The following is a 14838-nucleotide window of genomic DNA, read 5'->3' on the forward strand; positions in this document are numbered from 1 at the left end:
AGTTGCGCTCGCGTCACACACCACGGTCTACCGGATCAGGACCCGCCGCGAAGGTGAATCACACAGATTGATCACGACCGAATACGCGCCCTAGGAGCAGCCGTTCAGTCTTCACCGAGGAGCCAGGAGCAGAACGCGGCGTCGCCCGCGGGAAGCAGCTCGCCCAGCATTGCGGCAGGACCCAGCCCGCAGCCATGGACAGCTCTCTGCACGAGGTGCACTCCTCGTCCTAGACCCACGGCCGTCGCCGTGCTGAAGACCATCGCGGCCCAGCCGCGCAGGCCCTCGGGGGGCCGTCGGCCCCCGCCTTCGGGATCGCCGTCGGCCCCCGCCTTCGGGATCGCCGTCGATATGCTTCCCCGTCATCCAGACCTCCAGGGGGGAATCGACGTGGCCAGCACGTGTGTGTTCTGCGGGGGGAAGGCAGGCAGCCGTGAGCACGTACTGCCGCAGTGGCTACGGCGCCAGGCCTCCGAGAACTTCGTGAAGGCGGGTGGCACCCGCACCATCCGCACCAAGCAGGGCGAGTACCGGCAGATCGCCGGACTGTTCGCCACCGCCACCGTCAAGTGCGTCTGCTCCACCTGCAACAACGTCTGGATGTCTGGCGTTGAGCAGAAGGTTCAGTCGTTCCTGCACCACGTAATGCGCGGCCAGCCCATGACTCTTGGCCCCGACGAGCAGACCGCCCTCGCCACGTGGGCCATGAAGACGTCGATGATGATGGTGCAGTCGAGCGTGCTCGACGACCTGACGGTGATTCCGCGCGCCGACTACCTCCAACTGCACCGTCACGGCCAGCCGTCCATGCGCCGCACCACGGCCCGAGCCCTGTACGTCGAACCGCCCGGCGACGAGCACCAGCACGAGTGGGGGACATTCCACGCCGGCAGGATCGGCGGGAAGACTAACGGCTACTCGATCATCCTGCGCACTGGCGCCCTTGCCGTGCAGTTCACCTCGCTGCGCCTGGCCCCGGGCTACGAGACCGCCCGTTATGGGGAGAACGGGCAGCAGCTGAGGTTGTGGCCGCCCACCGAGGCGTTCTCCTGGCCGCCGCCCATACCCACATCCAACGACGAGCTGGCCTCTATGCACCCGGCCCGGGTGTGGGCGAAGAAGCGGAAGGCCTGATCGCCCCCGCCCCTCGGGCCAGCGGTGAGCTTTACGGTCAGCGCGGGGGCGGGCCCTCGGTCACCTCCCCAGGGCCTGTCCGCCACCAGGCGGCAGTGGCCGTGTCGGCGAACAGGCTCGCCGCTCGTTGAGCCTCCCAACTGCGTTAAACGGCAGGCCGAGTGAGACGGCGATCGACCCTGGTCGATTTCAGAGATCCTCCATCATGCCCTGCGGTGCAGGGCATGGTGAGCGGTTAGGTGAAGTCCTGGCAGTAGGCCCGGGAGTGACCTAGCGTTGGCCGGCCAAGTCGGTGGAGCAGTAGGGAAGATTCACATGGTGGAGTTCTGGATCGGGCCGCGCCGGTACAAGTCGAAGGCGGCGGCAGGCGAGGCGGTCCGTGAGGTGCTGTACCGGTACACCATCGGCGAGACAGTCGGCCAAGAGGAAGACGAGCTGCTGCTACGGGACCTGCTCAACCTGCGCCGGGATGCGGACGCCAAGATCGGTCCGGGGATCGAGTCGTTCCGGGTCGTCCCAACGCAGCTCGGCTCTCATCAGGGGTTCGAGGCGGTCCGAATCGACGCGACAGCCATCGACTTCTCGTACCAGAAGTGCCTGAACCCTCGGACGTACCCGCAGCGCGTCATCGACGCCCTGGGGGTGGAGGCCAAGGACCTGCGGAGTGCCTACTTTTACAACAGGCAGAAGGAGGGCACCTTCGTGTCGGACCTGTCCGGTGCAGCCCTGAGCACCGACGCCACCGATGTCAGCTACTTCAAGGGGCCTTCGCTTGCCAGCATGGCCGCCGACTTCGCCGATGCGGCCGGCGGCTGGGACGCCATCAAGCTGACCCCGTCGACCGATCCGGGCCTGGCGGTGCTTGTGGACCGAGAACTGGCCGCCCGCTGGTGCGAGTCACCAGAAGCACGCTGTGCTCGGCCTGCTGTCCCGCGTGGAGAACCAGCGTCGACCTCGCGGGTGACCCCCGGCAAGCACCAAGGCCCCGTCGGCCGAGCATGGGTCTGGATGAGTCCGACGGGGCCCATGCAGGCTCCTGGCTACACTACGGACGCTTCGGGATCAGGTCCGACCGGGCCACCCGCCTCCCTGCGGAGTTCGCCCTTCAGCCATCGGCTCATGACACCGACGGCCACGCCGGCGTCGTTGGCCAGCTCGGTGATCGTCGGCTGCTTACCTTCCGGGCGGCGGTAGCGAATCCGCGCGTTCCTGATCAGCTCGTCCGGGTAACGCCGGCCCATATGGTGCTTCTCACCGAGCGGCATCGTGCCGTGGAGCTTCTTGTCCGCCATGTTCTCGGTCTGCGTACCGATTCTCACGTGCGCCGGGTTCGCGCAGTCGTTGCGGTGGTCGCCCGTCGCGCATTGGTGGTTGAGTTGCTTGCCTTTGATGTCGGCGAGCGTCAGCCCGTGCTCGATCACATAGGCAATCCGGTGGGCCGGAGGCGTGGTCTGGCCGTCGAACCGCATGAACCCGTAGCCGAACCTGTTGCGCGGCTTACCGATCCACGGCCAGCATTCGTCAGGGCCGCGGCGGGCCACTTGGACCCAGAACTCCGCGATCCTGGCCTCGCGCTCGAGAAGCGCCAGGTCGATCTCCTCGGGGATACTCCAACCGGCCGGAGGAGGCACTTCGGGGTCGTCGACCACACGAGGGACGGTCGGACCGTCCATGCGGCCTTCCCACCGGGCGCGTGCCTGGTCGCGGTTGTTCTCGGCGAGATTTCCAGGACGCAGATGCGCGGGGTTGCAGCACGGCTTGTTGTCGCACAGGTGCCGCAGCAGCAGATTCGGCGGGGCCTCGCGGAGCCTGCGGGCCAGGGTGTAGGCCACGACGTGGGCCGACGGCGAGCCGACGAGGTTCGCGCCGGAGGGGGCCCACCCGTAGCCCTTGCGGGTCGTTCCGGTCCATTCCCAACACTCGTCAGGCCCTCGCCGGGCGATCTGCGACCAGACCTGGGCCTCGCGGAACCGTCGACGCTCCGGCGTCTCCGCCAGGCCGTACAGGACCCCGCCGTCGGTTACCCGCTAGCCGGCAGTTCCGTGAAGGTGCCTGTAGGTCTTGCCGTTCACGAGCTGGTTGATCCGGGACAGGGTGGCACCCAGCCTCTCGGCTATCTGAGTTTGGGTCATCGTCCTGGCCCGGTATTGCTCCAGCGCCCAGAGCGCCTGCTCATCGGTGAGGAACCTTCTCATGGCCGGACCGTACCGGGCCCCGCCGACATCAATCGGATCGCACTGACGAACACTCATCACGCTGGGTGTGTACGGGACTTGGATTCATCGTTGGGCATGCGCCCATATGATGACGACGCGCGCCAGCGCCATCCCTACGCACCGTTGCCACTGTGGCACTCGAAGCGCGCCGATTGCCCACGCAACACCGACAGAAACAGTGCCCATCGGGTGTGGAATCTCGCGTTCCCGCAGGGGCCAGTGCCCATCGAAGCGCGCTCCCTACACCCCACCAGCGGGACGCGACGACCACGGCCGGCGTCGAACCCGCCTGACCACCCACCGATACGGAGCAGCCGATGCCCACCTGGGACGAGATGTGTTCAGCAGCCGAGGAGGTGCGCGCCCGCTACGACGACATCAACCAACACGAACTGGGCCGCATCTGGGACCTGACGGACTTCGTCCTCGGCTTCACCGGCGACGTGGGCGACCTCGCGAAGCTGGTCATGGCCCACCAGGGCCACCGCGCCGATCTGGCCGCCGATGCCGGGAGGATCGGTCACGAGCTGTCCGACTGCTTGTTCTCGCTGATCGTCATCGCCAAGGAGTCCGGCGTCGACCTCGGCGACCGGTTCACCACCGACATGGCGGCCCTCGCCACCCGCCTTCGCCCCGCAACGGGCCCGGAGCCCGCCACCGGGGCACGCGTCGAAACGCCGTCGGCCCCGACAACGGCCACGGTCGGGGCAGGCGGTCGCGGCGGGGCGGCGGCCCGGACCTTCAAGGTCGAGCCGACCGGTCCCGAGGTGTAGGGCCGGGCAGGACCACACCCTCTCCCGGCGTGCCGGGAGAGGGTGGCTGCGCCTGGTCTGCGCACCGCGCGGCCGTGGTGGTGGGTCAGTCGGTGGTTCGGAGGCCGGTTGCGGTTTCCGTGTCGGGCCGGACGGGGTGCGGCCGGGCGGGCGGTGCGGTGTCGTCGCGGCTTTCCACGAGGACGGCCGGTTCGAGGGGAGAGGCGATCTCCTGGGGCTTGCTGTGGGACGCCCAGTCGCGGATGCCGATGACGACCATGACGAAGAAGATCGCGTAGACTATTCCGGAGAAGTAGAGCTCGGAGTGGATGGCGAGGGGGACGCCGACGAGGTCCACGGCGAGCCAGACGAACCAGAATTCGACGTACCGGCGGGCCTGGCTGTACATGGCCAGGATCGAGCCGACGAAGATCCAGGCGTCCGCGAGGACCATCCACCAGGGTGCGCCGGGGTAGAAGGAGGCGTCCGCCGTCTTGAGCAGGGCGCCGAAGGCGAGACTTCCGGCGGCCATGACGGCGATCAGTGCGACGCGCTGGCCCCATGGCGCCCAGCGGACGTTGATGGTGCCTTCCTTGTCTCTGCTGCGGCGCCATGTCGCCCAGCCCCAGGACGCCGACGCTATGATCACGATCTGCCGGGCGGCGTTGCCTCCGAGGTGGACGTTGATGCTCGCGATCAGCAGCAGGACCGAGCCGAGGATCTGCACCGGCCAGGCCACGAGCGAGCGCCGCAGGGCCAGCCAGACGGTCGCGAGCGCCAGGATGTTGCCCAGGAAGTCGGACCAGTAGACGGGGACGCCGAAGAAGCTGCACTGCTCGTTCAGCCACTGGAATACGCTCATTACTCACGCCTTTGTTCGTTCGGAGCGAGGTGGGGGGTGTGCTGCGGGACCGGACCGGACCGGTCGTGGCGCGCGAAAGCCGGCTGGGGGGCGGCGGTGGGCGTGGGGGTGCGCGCCGGGTGTGTGTGCGGGGTGGGAAGAGGGTCAGGCGGTCGCGGTGTCAGCGGTGTCAGCGAACGCGTTGAGCGCGTGGGCCAGGACGCGCCGCCCGCGTTCCGAGGCGAGGAACTCCTCGGAACGCAGGACGTCCTGCCGGGCGGCGCGCACCAGATCGTCGGGCGAGGCGAACTTCACCGTGGCCCGGATCCGGGCCACGAACCACAGTCCGACGCGCTCGTCGTAGAGGTCGTCCGACGTGTCGTGGCAGTACACCTCGGTGTGGATCTCCGCCGTGTCGCAGAAGGTGGGGTTGGAGCCGACGCTGATCGTCGCGCGGTGCAGGGCGCCGGTGGGGTGGCGCACGACCCAGCCGCTGTAGACCGCGGGCGGTGGGACCGGCGAGCCGGGGTCGGGCGCGATGTTCGCGGTGGGGAAGCCGAGCCCGCGGCCCCGGCCGGCGCCGTGCACCACCGTGCCCGTGAGGTGCGCGAGGACGGCCGGGGCGTCACGCATGGGGGGTGAGCTCCCGGAACTGGCTGGTGTGGAAGACGAGCGGCTCCACACCGGGGAACAGCTCGGCCGTCATCAGCTCCATGAGCACGATCTCGTGGTCGCCGCCGTCGTAGGTGGCGCTCACCCGGGCCGTCAGCCACAGTGCGGCGTCGTCGATCACGACGGCGCCCTCGGGCGTCGCCCTCCACGCGACGCCGTCGAAGCGGTCGGCCTCGCGGGAGGCCAGGCGCCGGCACAGCGCGCCCTGGCCGCGGCTGAGCACGCTCAGTCCGAGGACGGGCGCCTGCGCCAAGCGCGGCCAGGTGGTCGAGGTCCGGGCCACGCTCACCGCGGCCATGGGCGGTTGCAGCGAGATCGAGACGAACGAGCTCGCAGCGAACCCGGTCGGTTCGCTCCCGCGCAGCGCGCCGATCGCGACGACGCCGGTCGGGTAGGCCCCGAACGCCTGGCGCAGCGTCGCCGGGTCGAGTTCCTCCGTCGGCGCGGTGGGCCGGGGCGGGTGGTGGGCGGACGTGGCCATGGTCTTCGCCGTCCTCTCGTCTCGGGTGGGGTTTCTCAGTGCCGGTGCCGTGCCGCGGGGTGGCTGTCCGGCAGCGCGCGGTCGGACGCCCCGGTGAGCCGTTCGCGCAGGCTCTCGCCCGGGGTGTACTCCCCCCGGAACACTCCGCGTGCCCGCAGGATCGGCAGGACCGACTCGACGAAGTCCGTCGTGGAGGTCGGCTGGACGGTCGGGGAGAGCAGGAACCCGTCGAGGTCGGCGCCTTCCGCGAGCGCGCAGATCTCGTCGGCGATCTCCTCGGCCGTGCCGACGACGGGCCGCGCCCCGACGCCGTGGGTGTGCCAGTCGGCGAGGACGTCACCGACCGTCTTGCCGGCGAAGCGGGCCACCTGGGTCTGCGACAGCTCGGTGGACAGGTCCGCCATGGGCGTGTGGGGCGGGTAGGAGGAGAGGTCGAGCCCGGTGAACATGGCGTAGCTGGCGACGGTCACCTCGGACCGCTGGGCGTCGAGGATGCGCTGGTAGCGGCGCTGGGCGTCGGAGGTCGTCGCGCCGACGACGCACGAGAACGCCGACATCACCTTCACGTCGTCGGCACGGCGGCCCGCCCTGACGGCCTCCTCGCGGATGGAGGCGGTGTGCCCGGCGAGCTGTTCGACCGAGCCGCTTCCCACGAACATGCACTCGCCGTGCCGGCCTCCGACGCGGCGGCCGGCGGGCGAGGCCCCGGCCTGGAACAGCACGGGCGTGCCCTGGGGGGAGCGCGCGGTGTTGCCGTATCCCTGCGAGCGGAAGAAGGGGCCCTCGTGGGTGACGAGGTGCACCTTGGCGGGGTCGGCGAACCTTCCGTCCTTGTCCTTCTCCAGCGCGTCGGGCTCCCAGGCCCCCTCCCAGTACTTGTAGACGAGGTCGAGGAAGTCCTCGGCCATCCGGTAGCGGTCGTCGTGCGCGACCATCTCCATGCCGAAGGCCTTGACCGCGGTGTCGGCGGTGCCGGTGGTCACGACGTTCCAGCCGATCCGGCCGCCGGAGAGCTGGTCGAGGGTGGCCAGGCGGCGCGCGAACGCGTAGGGGGGTTCCACGAGGACGGAGCCCGTGATGACCAGGCCCAGGTCGGTGGTGGTGGACAGGAGCGCGGCGGCCACGACCATCGGGTCGAGCCGCGGGAGGTCGAGGGTCTCCTCCGTGGCGATGGGCGGGCGGACTCCGTCGATCTCGGACCAGCCCCAGGCGTCGGCGAGGAACAGGAAGTCCAGTTTGGCGTCCTCGCAGACCGCGGCGAGTTCGCGCCAGTACCCGAGGGTGTCGAAGAGGTGTCGCCGGCTGTCGGGGTGGCGCCAGGTGGCGGTGCCGCTCGCGTTGGTCTGCGCGTTCTCGAACAGGCCGAGCTTGAGGTTCCTCATGGGTGGTTCTCCGTTGTGCTGGTGGGGGCCCTGCGGGGTGTCAGGAAGCGGTGGGGGCCTTGGGGGTTTTGTCAGGGTGCCGGGCGGTGGGGGCCCTGCGGGTCGGGAAGGGTTCTGCGGGGGTCAGGAAGCGGTGGGGTCCGCGGGTGTGTCGAGCTGGGCCGCGTAGGGCATGGCGGCCTGCGCGCCCAGGCCGGTGACGGCGTGGGAGGCCGCGCGGACGGCGCGTTCGGCCGCGGCGGCGAGGCCCGCGCCGCGGGCGAGGGCGTCCGCGAGGGCGCCGCAGAAGGTGTCGCCGGCGCCGACGGTGTCGACGGCGGCCACCAGCGGGGCGGGGATGTGCGTGGCGCCGGCGCGGTCCGCCTGCTTCAGCAGGGCCCCGTCCGCCCCGAGGGTGACCACGACGGCCCGGCACGGGAGCGCGGCGCCCTCCAGCAGGTCCCGCGCGCCGTCGAGGGTGGCGGGCCGCTCGGTGCCCAGGAGCGAGGCCAGTTCGCCGAGGTTGGGGACGAGGACGTCGACGGCGGCCAGAACCCGTGCGTCGACGGGTCGGGCGGGGGCGGGGTTGAGGACGACGATCCCGCCCTGTTCGCGGGCCCGCAGGACCGCCTGGTCGACCACGTCGGAGGGGATCTCGTTCTGGACGAGGACGACCTCCCCCGCCGACCGGACGAGCCGCGGCGGCAGGTCCTCCACCCCGAGGCCGGCGTTGGCCCCCGGGTTCACGACGATGGTGTTCTCGCCGGCGTCGTCGACGACCACCGCCGCGATCCCGGTCGTCGTGTGTGGGTCCGACCGCACGGCTTCGACGTCCACGCCCTCGGAGGCGAGCGCCCCGAGGATGGCGGAGGCGTCCGCGCCGACCCTGGCGACCAGCCGCACCCGCGATCCGAGGCGGGCGGCCGCGACGGCCTGGTTGGCCCCCTTGCCGCCCGCGCCCTCCACGAAGCGCCGCGCGAGCACGGTCTCGCCAGGCCTTGGCAGGTCCCTGACGGTCAGGACGAAGTCGCGGTTCACTGAACCGACAACGGTGATGGACGGCATTGAACGCTCCTTGGGAGATCGATCTCCCACATGCTGGACCAGCACTCACACGCCGTCAAGTACCCTCATCCTGCACATCCCGCCCCGCACGGCCGCCCCACCGCCGTGGCGCACCCGCCCACCGACCGCGAAGGACACCCACGTGACAGCGCCCCGACTCCTCGACGTGGCCGAGGCCGCCGGCGTCTCCCGCGCCACGGCCTCACGTGTCCTCGCCGGCACGCCCCGCAACGTCGACCCCGAGCTCGCGCGCCGCGTCGAGGAGGCCGCACGGCGGCTCGGCTACCGGACCAACCACTCCGCCCGGGCGCTGCGCACCGGCACCACCGGCACCGTCGGCGTGGTCGTCCCCACGCTCGCCAACCCCTACTTCGTCCAGCTCGCCGACGCCATCGCCCAACAGGTCCGCGCCGCCGGTGGGCAGTTGGTGGTCTCCGACGCCGCCAACGACACCGCCGTCGAGGCCGAGCAGATCGAGACCCTGCTCGACGGCCGCGTCGACGGCCTGCTCGTCGTCCCCGTCTCCGCCGGCGCGTCCGGCCCCGCCGTCCGGGCCGCCGCCAGACGCGCCCCCGTCGTCCTCTTCGACCGCTGGGCCACCGACTCCGGCACCGTCGCCGTCACCCTCGACAACACCGCCGCGATGCGGCTGCTCCTCGACCACCTCGAAGGCCTCGACCGTCACCGGATCGCCCTGGTCGCCGCCGACCAGGCGTCCTCCTCCGGCGCGGAACGCCTCGCCGCCTTCACCGAGGCCCGCGGGGCCGACGCCACCACCGTCCTGCTGCCCAGCTTCACCACCGACGCCGGCCGCACCGCGGGCCGCCGCATCGCCGAACAGCACACCCGGATCGACGCCGTCGTCTGCGGCGCGGACGTCCTCGCGGTGGGACTGGTCAGCACGCTGCAGCGCTCGGCGGTCTCCGTGCCCGGACAGATCGCCGTCACCGGCTTCGACGACACCGAGATACTCGAACTTCTCGACCCGCCCATCACCTCCATCCGCCACCCGCTGGCCGCCATGGCCGAGCGCGCGCTGACGCTCCTTCAGGCACCTGGCCGTGAAAGGGCCGAACGGGTCGAGCGGTTCCCTCCCCGGCTCGTCGTCCGCGCCTCCACCGACGGATAGCCCCGAGAGGGGCGGCAAGCCCGGCGGTGCGGGATCTGACGGGCTGCCACCTGACGGGTGGGAAAATCTGACGCGCGGAAACCTGACGGGCGGCCGCCTCGCCCCGGCCCTCGCCGCGCGTCGTCCGGACCGGCATCCGGATGCCACGCATGAACGCGATCACGGAACGCCGGGTGCGATCCTGCCGAACCGGGCTGTTCGACCGCACCCTCATCCGGAACCGGGCCCACCTGCTCCACGCACCGCGCGAGTACGAGCAGTTCCACACGCGCCGGCCGGGCCGCGGCCCACGCCGAACGGTGGTCCGGCCACGCGCCGGTGACGGTGACGGCCACCCGGGTATGTCACCCGGTGGGCGCCGAGGTGGTCCGGAAGCGGTTGATCGCGTCGATGTGCCGGGCGCGCAGGTCGTGGTCGCGGATGCCCATGCCTTCGTGGGGGGCGAGGCAGAGGACGCCGACCTTGCCCTGGTGGAGGTTGCGGTGGACGTCGTAGGCGGCCTGTCCGGTCTCGTTCAGGGGGTAGGTCCTGGAGAGGGTGGGGTGGATCCTGCCCTTGGCGATCAGGCGGTTGGCCTCCCAGGCCTCGCGGTAGTTGGCGAAGTGCGAGCCGACGATGCGCTTGAGTGACATCCACAGGTAGCGGTTGTCGTATTCGTGGTTGTAGCCGCTGGTGGAGGCGCAGGTGACGATGGTGCCGCCCTTGCGGGTGACGTAGACGCTCGCGCCGAAGGTCTCGCGGCCGGGGTGCTCGAAGACGATGTCCACGTCCTCGCCGCCGGTCAGTTCGCGGATCCGCCCGCCGAGGCGCTTCCATTCGCGGCGGTCCTGGGTGTGCTCGTCCTTCCAGAACCGGTAGCCCTCGGCGGAGCGGTCGATGACCGCCTCGGCGCCCATCGCCCGGCAGATGTCGGCCTTCTGTCCACTGGAGACGACGCAGATGGGGTTGGCGCCGCCGGCGAGGGCGAGCTGGGTGGCGTAGGAGCCGAGGCCGCCGCTGGCACCCCAGATCAGCACGTTGTCGCCCTGCTTCAGGCCCGCGCCGTTGCGGGAGACCAGCTGGCGGTAGGCGGTGGAGTTGACCAGGCCGGGGGCGGCGGCCTCCTCCCAGCTGAGGTGCCTGGGCTTGGGCATCAGCTGGTTGGACTTCACCAGGGCGATTTCGGCGAGGCCGCCGAAGTTGGTCTCGAAGCCCCAGATGCGCTGTTCGGGGTCGAGCATGGTGTCGTTGTGGCCTTCGGAGGATTCGAGTTCCACGGACAGGCAGTGGGCGACGACTTCGTCGCCGGGGTGCCAGGCGTTGACGCCGGGGCCGGTCCGCAGGACGACGCCGGCCAGGTCGGAGCCGATGACGTGGTAGGGCAGGTCGTGGCGCTTGGCGAGGGGGGAGAGTCTGCCGTAGCGCTCCAGGAAGCCGAAGGTGGGCAGCGGCTCGAAGATCGAGCTCCAGACGGTGTTGTAGTTCACAGCACTGGCCATGACGGCGACCAGCGCCTCGCCGGGGCCGAGTTCGGGGACCGGCACCTGCTCGATGTGGAGGGACTTGCGCGGGTCCTTGTCCCGGCTCTCCATACCGGCGAACATCTCCGCGTCCTGCTTGTGGACCGTGACGGCCCGGTAGGACTCGGGGAGCGGCAAGGCGGCGAAGTCCCGCCGAGTGGCCTCGCCGGAAACGACGGCGCTCACGATGGCTTCCACGTCAATCACCTCACGTCGGTTTGCTACTGCGACAGTTGTCTGGTGGTCGGGGCGGCTGAAGCCTTCGCCGGACGAGCCGACGGCGCCGGAAGGATGCGGCGGGGAACGGTACGCGGGCGACGGGGACGCTTCCACTCACGGGACGCCCGGCGCCCGCTCGATATCGGCGACCAGCTCGCCCCGTCGCCGGCCACGAGCAGCCAGTCCCGGTCGGATTCCGGGCGCAGCTTCTCGACAATGTCCCGGTTTTCGGGATAGGCGACGTGCAGGTCGCTTATCCCCGGCAGCTGGCCGTGGTTCATCGGCCGGCGCAGTGAACGGTGCGGGTGCGGCCGTCCCGCATAAGCGGGTGAAAAAGTGTCACAGCAGTGAAGTATCGCGGCGGCGACTGTCGTGCATACCCCTATCTTCGCCCGCCGACACCCCTATCTTCCCCGGTGTCGGAACCCCTATCCTCCCTGGTGATCGGGCGTTGTCCGCAGCATTGATCACTGTCCTCATCGCTCGGGTACCATCCCCCCCAACTGCCGCCAGCCATACGGGACCCGGCCGTCGGCAATCTGACCAAGGATTCGGAGTGTTGAGCATGCTGACCGGCAGAGGAGAGCAACTTGCCAAGCTTGTGGATGAATTCTCCCGCTGCCTCTCCGGCAATGCAGGCGTTGTGGTTCTCCAAGGGCCGGCCGGATTCGGCAAGACAGCAATCCTAGCGAAATTCGCACGGCAGTTGGAGCAGCACCGGGCCGTGGTTCTCCGTATCACCGGAAACCCCGGGGAGCGGGAGGTTCCGCTGGCGGCCCTGCGCCAGCTGCTCCACGACCCCGCGCTGCCGGCCCCGGAGCACGCGCCGCTGCGGGCGGCACTGGGCGTGCGGACCCCCGCCGGTGCCGCCGCCCCCGACGCTACCGCAACGGCCGAAACGCCGTCCGGCGAACGCGCCTTCTGCCTGGCCCTCCACAACCTCGCGGCCCGCGTGCCCGTGGTGGTCCTGGTGGACGACGCGCAGCACGTCGACGCGCCGACGCTGCGCCACCTGCTGGCCACCGCACGCTCCGTACGCACCGACCCGCTGCTGCTCGTCCTGACCGAGACCGCCCACGAGCGGCACCGCGACCCGGCGTTGCGCACCCTCTTCCTTCAGCACCCGAACCTGCTCCGGCTCTTCCTGCGCCCACTTCGCCCGAATGACGTCGCCGAGGTGCTCGGCGAGACGTTCGGGGCGGCCGAGGCGCACCATCGCGCCCCGTCCTGGCACACCGTCAGCGGCGGTAATCCGCTCCTTCTCAGGGCCTTACTGGAGGATCATCACACCGCCGCCGCGCAGGGGCGCGCCCCGACGCCGGCCGAGCCCCAGGTCGGTGAAGCCTTCATCGCCGCGGTGCGCAGCATTCTGAGACGCTCCGACCCGATCGCCGAGGACCTGGTGAAGGGGCTGTCGGTGCTCGGCCGCGCGGCGTCGCCCGAGCTGCTGAGCCTCATGCTGGACGTCAGCCGCGGCACCGTGACCCGCGGCGTACAGGCGCTGAACGCGATCGGGCTGATGGACGGCTGCGCGCTGCGCCACCCGCTGGTGCAGACGACACTGCTCGACGAGTTGGCGCCGCAAGGACGCGCCGCCCTGCACCGGCGTGCGGCCGAACAGCTGCGCCGCGCCGGTGGCAGCGGCCTCACCGTCGCCGAACACCTGCTGGCCGCCGGGTCTTCGACCTCGTTCGAGCCGTGGGCCGTCGATGTCCTGCGGTGCGCGGCCGAGCACGTGCTCGCCGGCGACGTGCCCCTGGCCGTGAGGTACCTGGAACTCGCCTGCGCCGCCTGCGCCGACCCGGCACAGCGCGTCGAGATCCGGCTCAGGCTCGCGGCCGTCCTGCTGCGGCTGGACCCCTCCGCGGTCGAAACCCATCTCATGGAGCCCCTCGCCCTGCTGGACAGCGACCGGCTTCCCGAGTCCTGCGCCGGTCCGCTGGCCCGGCTGCTGCTCGCGCTGGGGCGGGTCGAGGAGGCGCGACGGACGCTGCACCACTTCGGCGGCGCGGGAAAGGACGATCCCGGCACGGCGGACGTGCGCGGGATCCTCGACACCGCACTGATCGGTTCGACGCCGACGACGCCGGCCTGCGGTTCCGCCGCGCCGGCCGTGACACTGCCCGGCCCCACCCCGGCGCGCCCGGTCCGCAACGAGCCGACCGCCCTCGTCGCCGAGGGCTCACTGCAGCTACTGGCGCTCACCGAGGCGACGTTCGAGCCCGCCGTGACCGCCCTGTCCGCCCTGGCCCGGGGCAACCGCTGCGCGGCCGAGATCGAGGCGCGGTGGCAGCTGCTGACCGGCGAGGCCCGGGGATGGCAGACACCGGGCTGGCGGACCATACTCGCCATGATCCGCGGCGAGATCTCCCTGTCACAGGGCAACCTGCACAAGGCGGTGGAGTACGCCGCCGACTCCCTGGAGGGGGTCACGGAGGAGATCGGCAGCGTCTTCGCCGCAGGAGCGATCGCCACCCAGATCCTCGCCTACACGGCCATGGGACGGCTGAACGCGGCGGCCCGCCAGCTCAGCCGCCCGGTCCGCGACAGCGTGTTCCGGAGCGTCTACGGGCTGAAGTACCTGCGAGCCCGGGGACACTACTACCTGGCGACGGGCCGGGCGCACGCCGCACTCGGCGAGTTCCTCACGGCGGGGCGGCTCGCCAAGCAGTGGCACGTCAACCAGCCCGTGCTGCTGCCCTGGAACATGGACGCCGCGGAGGCATGGCTGCGCATCGGCGAGCGCGAGCCCGCCGAGCGCCTGATCAGACGCCAGCTCGACGAGACCGGCAGCTCCCGTATCCGGGGAACCGCGCTGCGGCTGCACGCGGGGCTCGGCGAACCCGCGCTGCGTCCCCGGACACTGACCCTGGCGGTGGCGGAACTGGAGAGGTCCGGCGACCGGCTGGAACTGGCCCGCGCCCTGGCCGACCTCGGCCGGGCGCACCGGGCCCTGGGCGAGTTCAGCAGGGCCGGCGCGATCACGGACCAGGCCTGGCGGCTGGCCAAGGAGTGCGGGGCCGACGCCCTGTGCGAAGCCATTCGGCCGGGCCGGCTGAAGGCGCATGAGCAGTCCCGGGCGGACGACAACGAGTCCAGCCCCATCTCCAGACTCAGCGATTCGGAAATTCGGGTGGCCGCCCTCGCGGCACGGGGCTCCACGAACCGTGAGATCGCGGCCGAGCTGTACATCACCGTGAGCACCGTCGAGCAGCACCTCACCCGCGTGTACCGAAAGCTCAACATCCGTGGGCGGCGGCAGCTCGTGATGGACCTCGGCATGGACCGCCTCCCCATGGCATCCGGAATCGCCTGACGGAACCGGCCGGACACGGATGGTGACGACCTGTCGGGAGCGGGCCGGAAGGGACCATTCGACGACACATGGAGAACCGTGACCGGCGGGGACCCCTGCGGAAGCCCCTGAACTGCCAGGAATGCCGTAGGGGGTGGCATTCGAGAAATTAGG

Annotated in this window: 13 protein-coding genes; 5 read left to right on the forward strand and 8 right to left on the reverse strand. The window is 70.8% G+C overall.

Annotation, left to right across the window (positions count from 1 at the left end; genetic code table 11):
* Positions 1-390: 390 nt before the first annotated feature.
* Positions 391-1134 carry a hypothetical protein gene (locus tag ACIQIB_RS36460; protein ID WP_400763329.1) on the forward strand — a complete coding sequence of 248 codons (744 nt, stop codon included), beginning with the start codon at positions 391-393 and terminating at the stop codon, positions 1132-1134.
* 315 nt (positions 1135-1449) lie between these two features.
* Positions 1450-2328, forward strand: a complete 879-nt coding sequence (locus ACIQIB_RS36465; RefSeq protein WP_400763331.1) for a DUF3223 domain-containing protein — start codon at positions 1450-1452, stop codon at positions 2326-2328.
* 833 nt (positions 2329-3161) lie between these two features.
* On the opposite strand, the gene ACIQIB_RS36470 is transcribed toward ACIQIB_RS36465, so the two are convergent.
* Positions 3162-3329 (reverse strand): hypothetical protein, encoded by a 168-nt coding sequence (locus ACIQIB_RS36470; protein ID WP_400763334.1) that lies wholly within the window; start codon positions 3327-3329, stop codon positions 3162-3164.
* A 338-nt stretch (positions 3330-3667) separates the two neighbouring features.
* Between ACIQIB_RS36470 and ACIQIB_RS36475 the strand changes: the two genes are divergently transcribed.
* Positions 3668-4123 (forward strand): hypothetical protein, encoded by a 456-nt coding sequence (locus ACIQIB_RS36475; protein ID WP_363614278.1) that lies wholly within the window; start codon positions 3668-3670, stop codon positions 4121-4123.
* Between the two features lie 85 nt (positions 4124-4208).
* Here the strand turns inward: ACIQIB_RS36475 and ACIQIB_RS36480 are convergent, their stop codons facing one another.
* From ACIQIB_RS36480 to ACIQIB_RS36500, 5 genes are all read right to left on the reverse strand, one after another.
* A complete protein-coding gene (locus ACIQIB_RS36480) occupies positions 4209-4964 on the reverse strand; it encodes a nicotinamide riboside transporter PnuC (protein WP_400763336.1) in 756 nt (251 codons plus the stop codon).
* Between the two features lie 144 nt (positions 4965-5108).
* Positions 5109-5576, reverse strand: a complete 468-nt coding sequence (locus tag ACIQIB_RS36485) for a riboflavin kinase (protein WP_400763338.1) — start codon at positions 5574-5576, stop codon at positions 5109-5111.
* Complete coding sequence (locus ACIQIB_RS36490; protein ID WP_400763340.1) at positions 5569-6096, reverse strand: flavin reductase family protein; 528 nt, start codon at positions 6094-6096, stop codon at positions 5569-5571. The genes ACIQIB_RS36485 and ACIQIB_RS36490 overlap by 8 nt, the downstream gene beginning before the upstream one ends.
* Positions 6097-6131: 35 nt before the next feature.
* Entirely contained in the window at positions 6132-7478 is a 1347-nt protein-coding gene (locus ACIQIB_RS36495) for an NtaA/DmoA family FMN-dependent monooxygenase (protein ID WP_363614270.1), read from the reverse strand.
* A gap of 123 nt (positions 7479-7601) precedes the next feature.
* Positions 7602-8522, reverse strand: coding sequence for a ribokinase (locus ACIQIB_RS36500; protein ID WP_400763344.1), 921 nt, complete (start codon positions 8520-8522; stop codon positions 7602-7604).
* 142 nt (positions 8523-8664) lie between these two features.
* On the opposite strand from ACIQIB_RS36500, the gene ACIQIB_RS36505 reads away from it, so the two are divergent.
* Positions 8665-9651, forward strand: a complete 987-nt coding sequence (locus tag ACIQIB_RS36505; RefSeq protein WP_363614266.1) for a LacI family DNA-binding transcriptional regulator — start codon at positions 8665-8667, stop codon at positions 9649-9651.
* A gap of 344 nt (positions 9652-9995) precedes the next feature.
* Here ACIQIB_RS36505 and ccrA read toward each other — a convergent pair whose 3' ends face one another.
* Both ccrA and ACIQIB_RS36515 read right to left on the reverse strand, forming a co-directional pair.
* On the reverse strand, positions 9996-11348 hold the full coding sequence (gene ccrA / locus ACIQIB_RS36510) for a crotonyl-CoA carboxylase/reductase (protein WP_400763346.1): 1353 nt from the start codon (positions 11346-11348) through the stop codon (positions 9996-9998).
* Between the two features lie 23 nt (positions 11349-11371).
* On the reverse strand, positions 11372-11650 hold the full coding sequence (locus ACIQIB_RS36515; RefSeq protein WP_400763349.1) for a metallophosphoesterase: 279 nt from the start codon (positions 11648-11650) through the stop codon (positions 11372-11374).
* A 284-nt stretch (positions 11651-11934) separates the two neighbouring features.
* On the opposite strand from ACIQIB_RS36515, the gene ACIQIB_RS36520 reads away from it, so the two are divergent.
* Positions 11935-14685: an AAA family ATPase gene (locus ACIQIB_RS36520; RefSeq protein WP_400763354.1), complete on the forward strand. Its 2751-nt coding sequence runs from the start codon at positions 11935-11937 to the stop codon at positions 14683-14685.
* Positions 14686-14838: the final 153 nt, after the last annotated feature.

The sequence above is a fragment of the Kitasatospora sp. NPDC092286 genome, from assembly GCF_044755565.1.
GTDB lineage: Bacteria > Actinomycetota > Actinomycetes > Streptomycetales > Streptomycetaceae > Kitasatospora.

Coding starts and splice junctions, on each gene's coding strand:
- ACIQIB_RS36465 (WP_400763331.1), top strand. CDS start 1,450: ATGGTGGAGTTCTGGATCGGGCCGCGCCGGTACAAGTCGAAGGCGGCG.
- ACIQIB_RS36470 (WP_400763334.1), bottom strand. CDS start 3,329: ATGAGAAGGTTCCTCACCGATGAGCAGGCGCTCTGGGCGCTGGAGCAA.
- ACIQIB_RS36475 (WP_363614278.1), top strand. CDS start 3,668: ATGCCCACCTGGGACGAGATGTGTTCAGCAGCCGAGGAGGTGCGCGCC.
- ACIQIB_RS36480 (WP_400763336.1), bottom strand. CDS start 4,964: ATGAGCGTATTCCAGTGGCTGAACGAGCAGTGCAGCTTCTTCGGCGTC.
- ACIQIB_RS36485 (WP_400763338.1), bottom strand. CDS start 5,576: ATGCGTGACGCCCCGGCCGTCCTCGCGCACCTCACGGGCACGGTGGTG.
- ACIQIB_RS36490 (WP_400763340.1), bottom strand. CDS start 6,096: ATGGCCACGTCCGCCCACCACCCGCCCCGGCCCACCGCGCCGACGGAG.
- ACIQIB_RS36495 (WP_363614270.1), bottom strand. CDS start 7,478: ATGAGGAACCTCAAGCTCGGCCTGTTCGAGAACGCGCAGACCAACGCG.
- ACIQIB_RS36500 (WP_400763344.1), bottom strand. CDS start 8,522: ATGCCGTCCATCACCGTTGTCGGTTCAGTGAACCGCGACTTCGTCCTG.
- ACIQIB_RS36515 (WP_400763349.1), bottom strand. CDS start 11,650: ATGAACCACGGCCAGCTGCCGGGGATAAGCGACCTGCACGTCGCCTAT.
- ACIQIB_RS36520 (WP_400763354.1), top strand. CDS start 11,935: ATGCTGACCGGCAGAGGAGAGCAACTTGCCAAGCTTGTGGATGAATTC.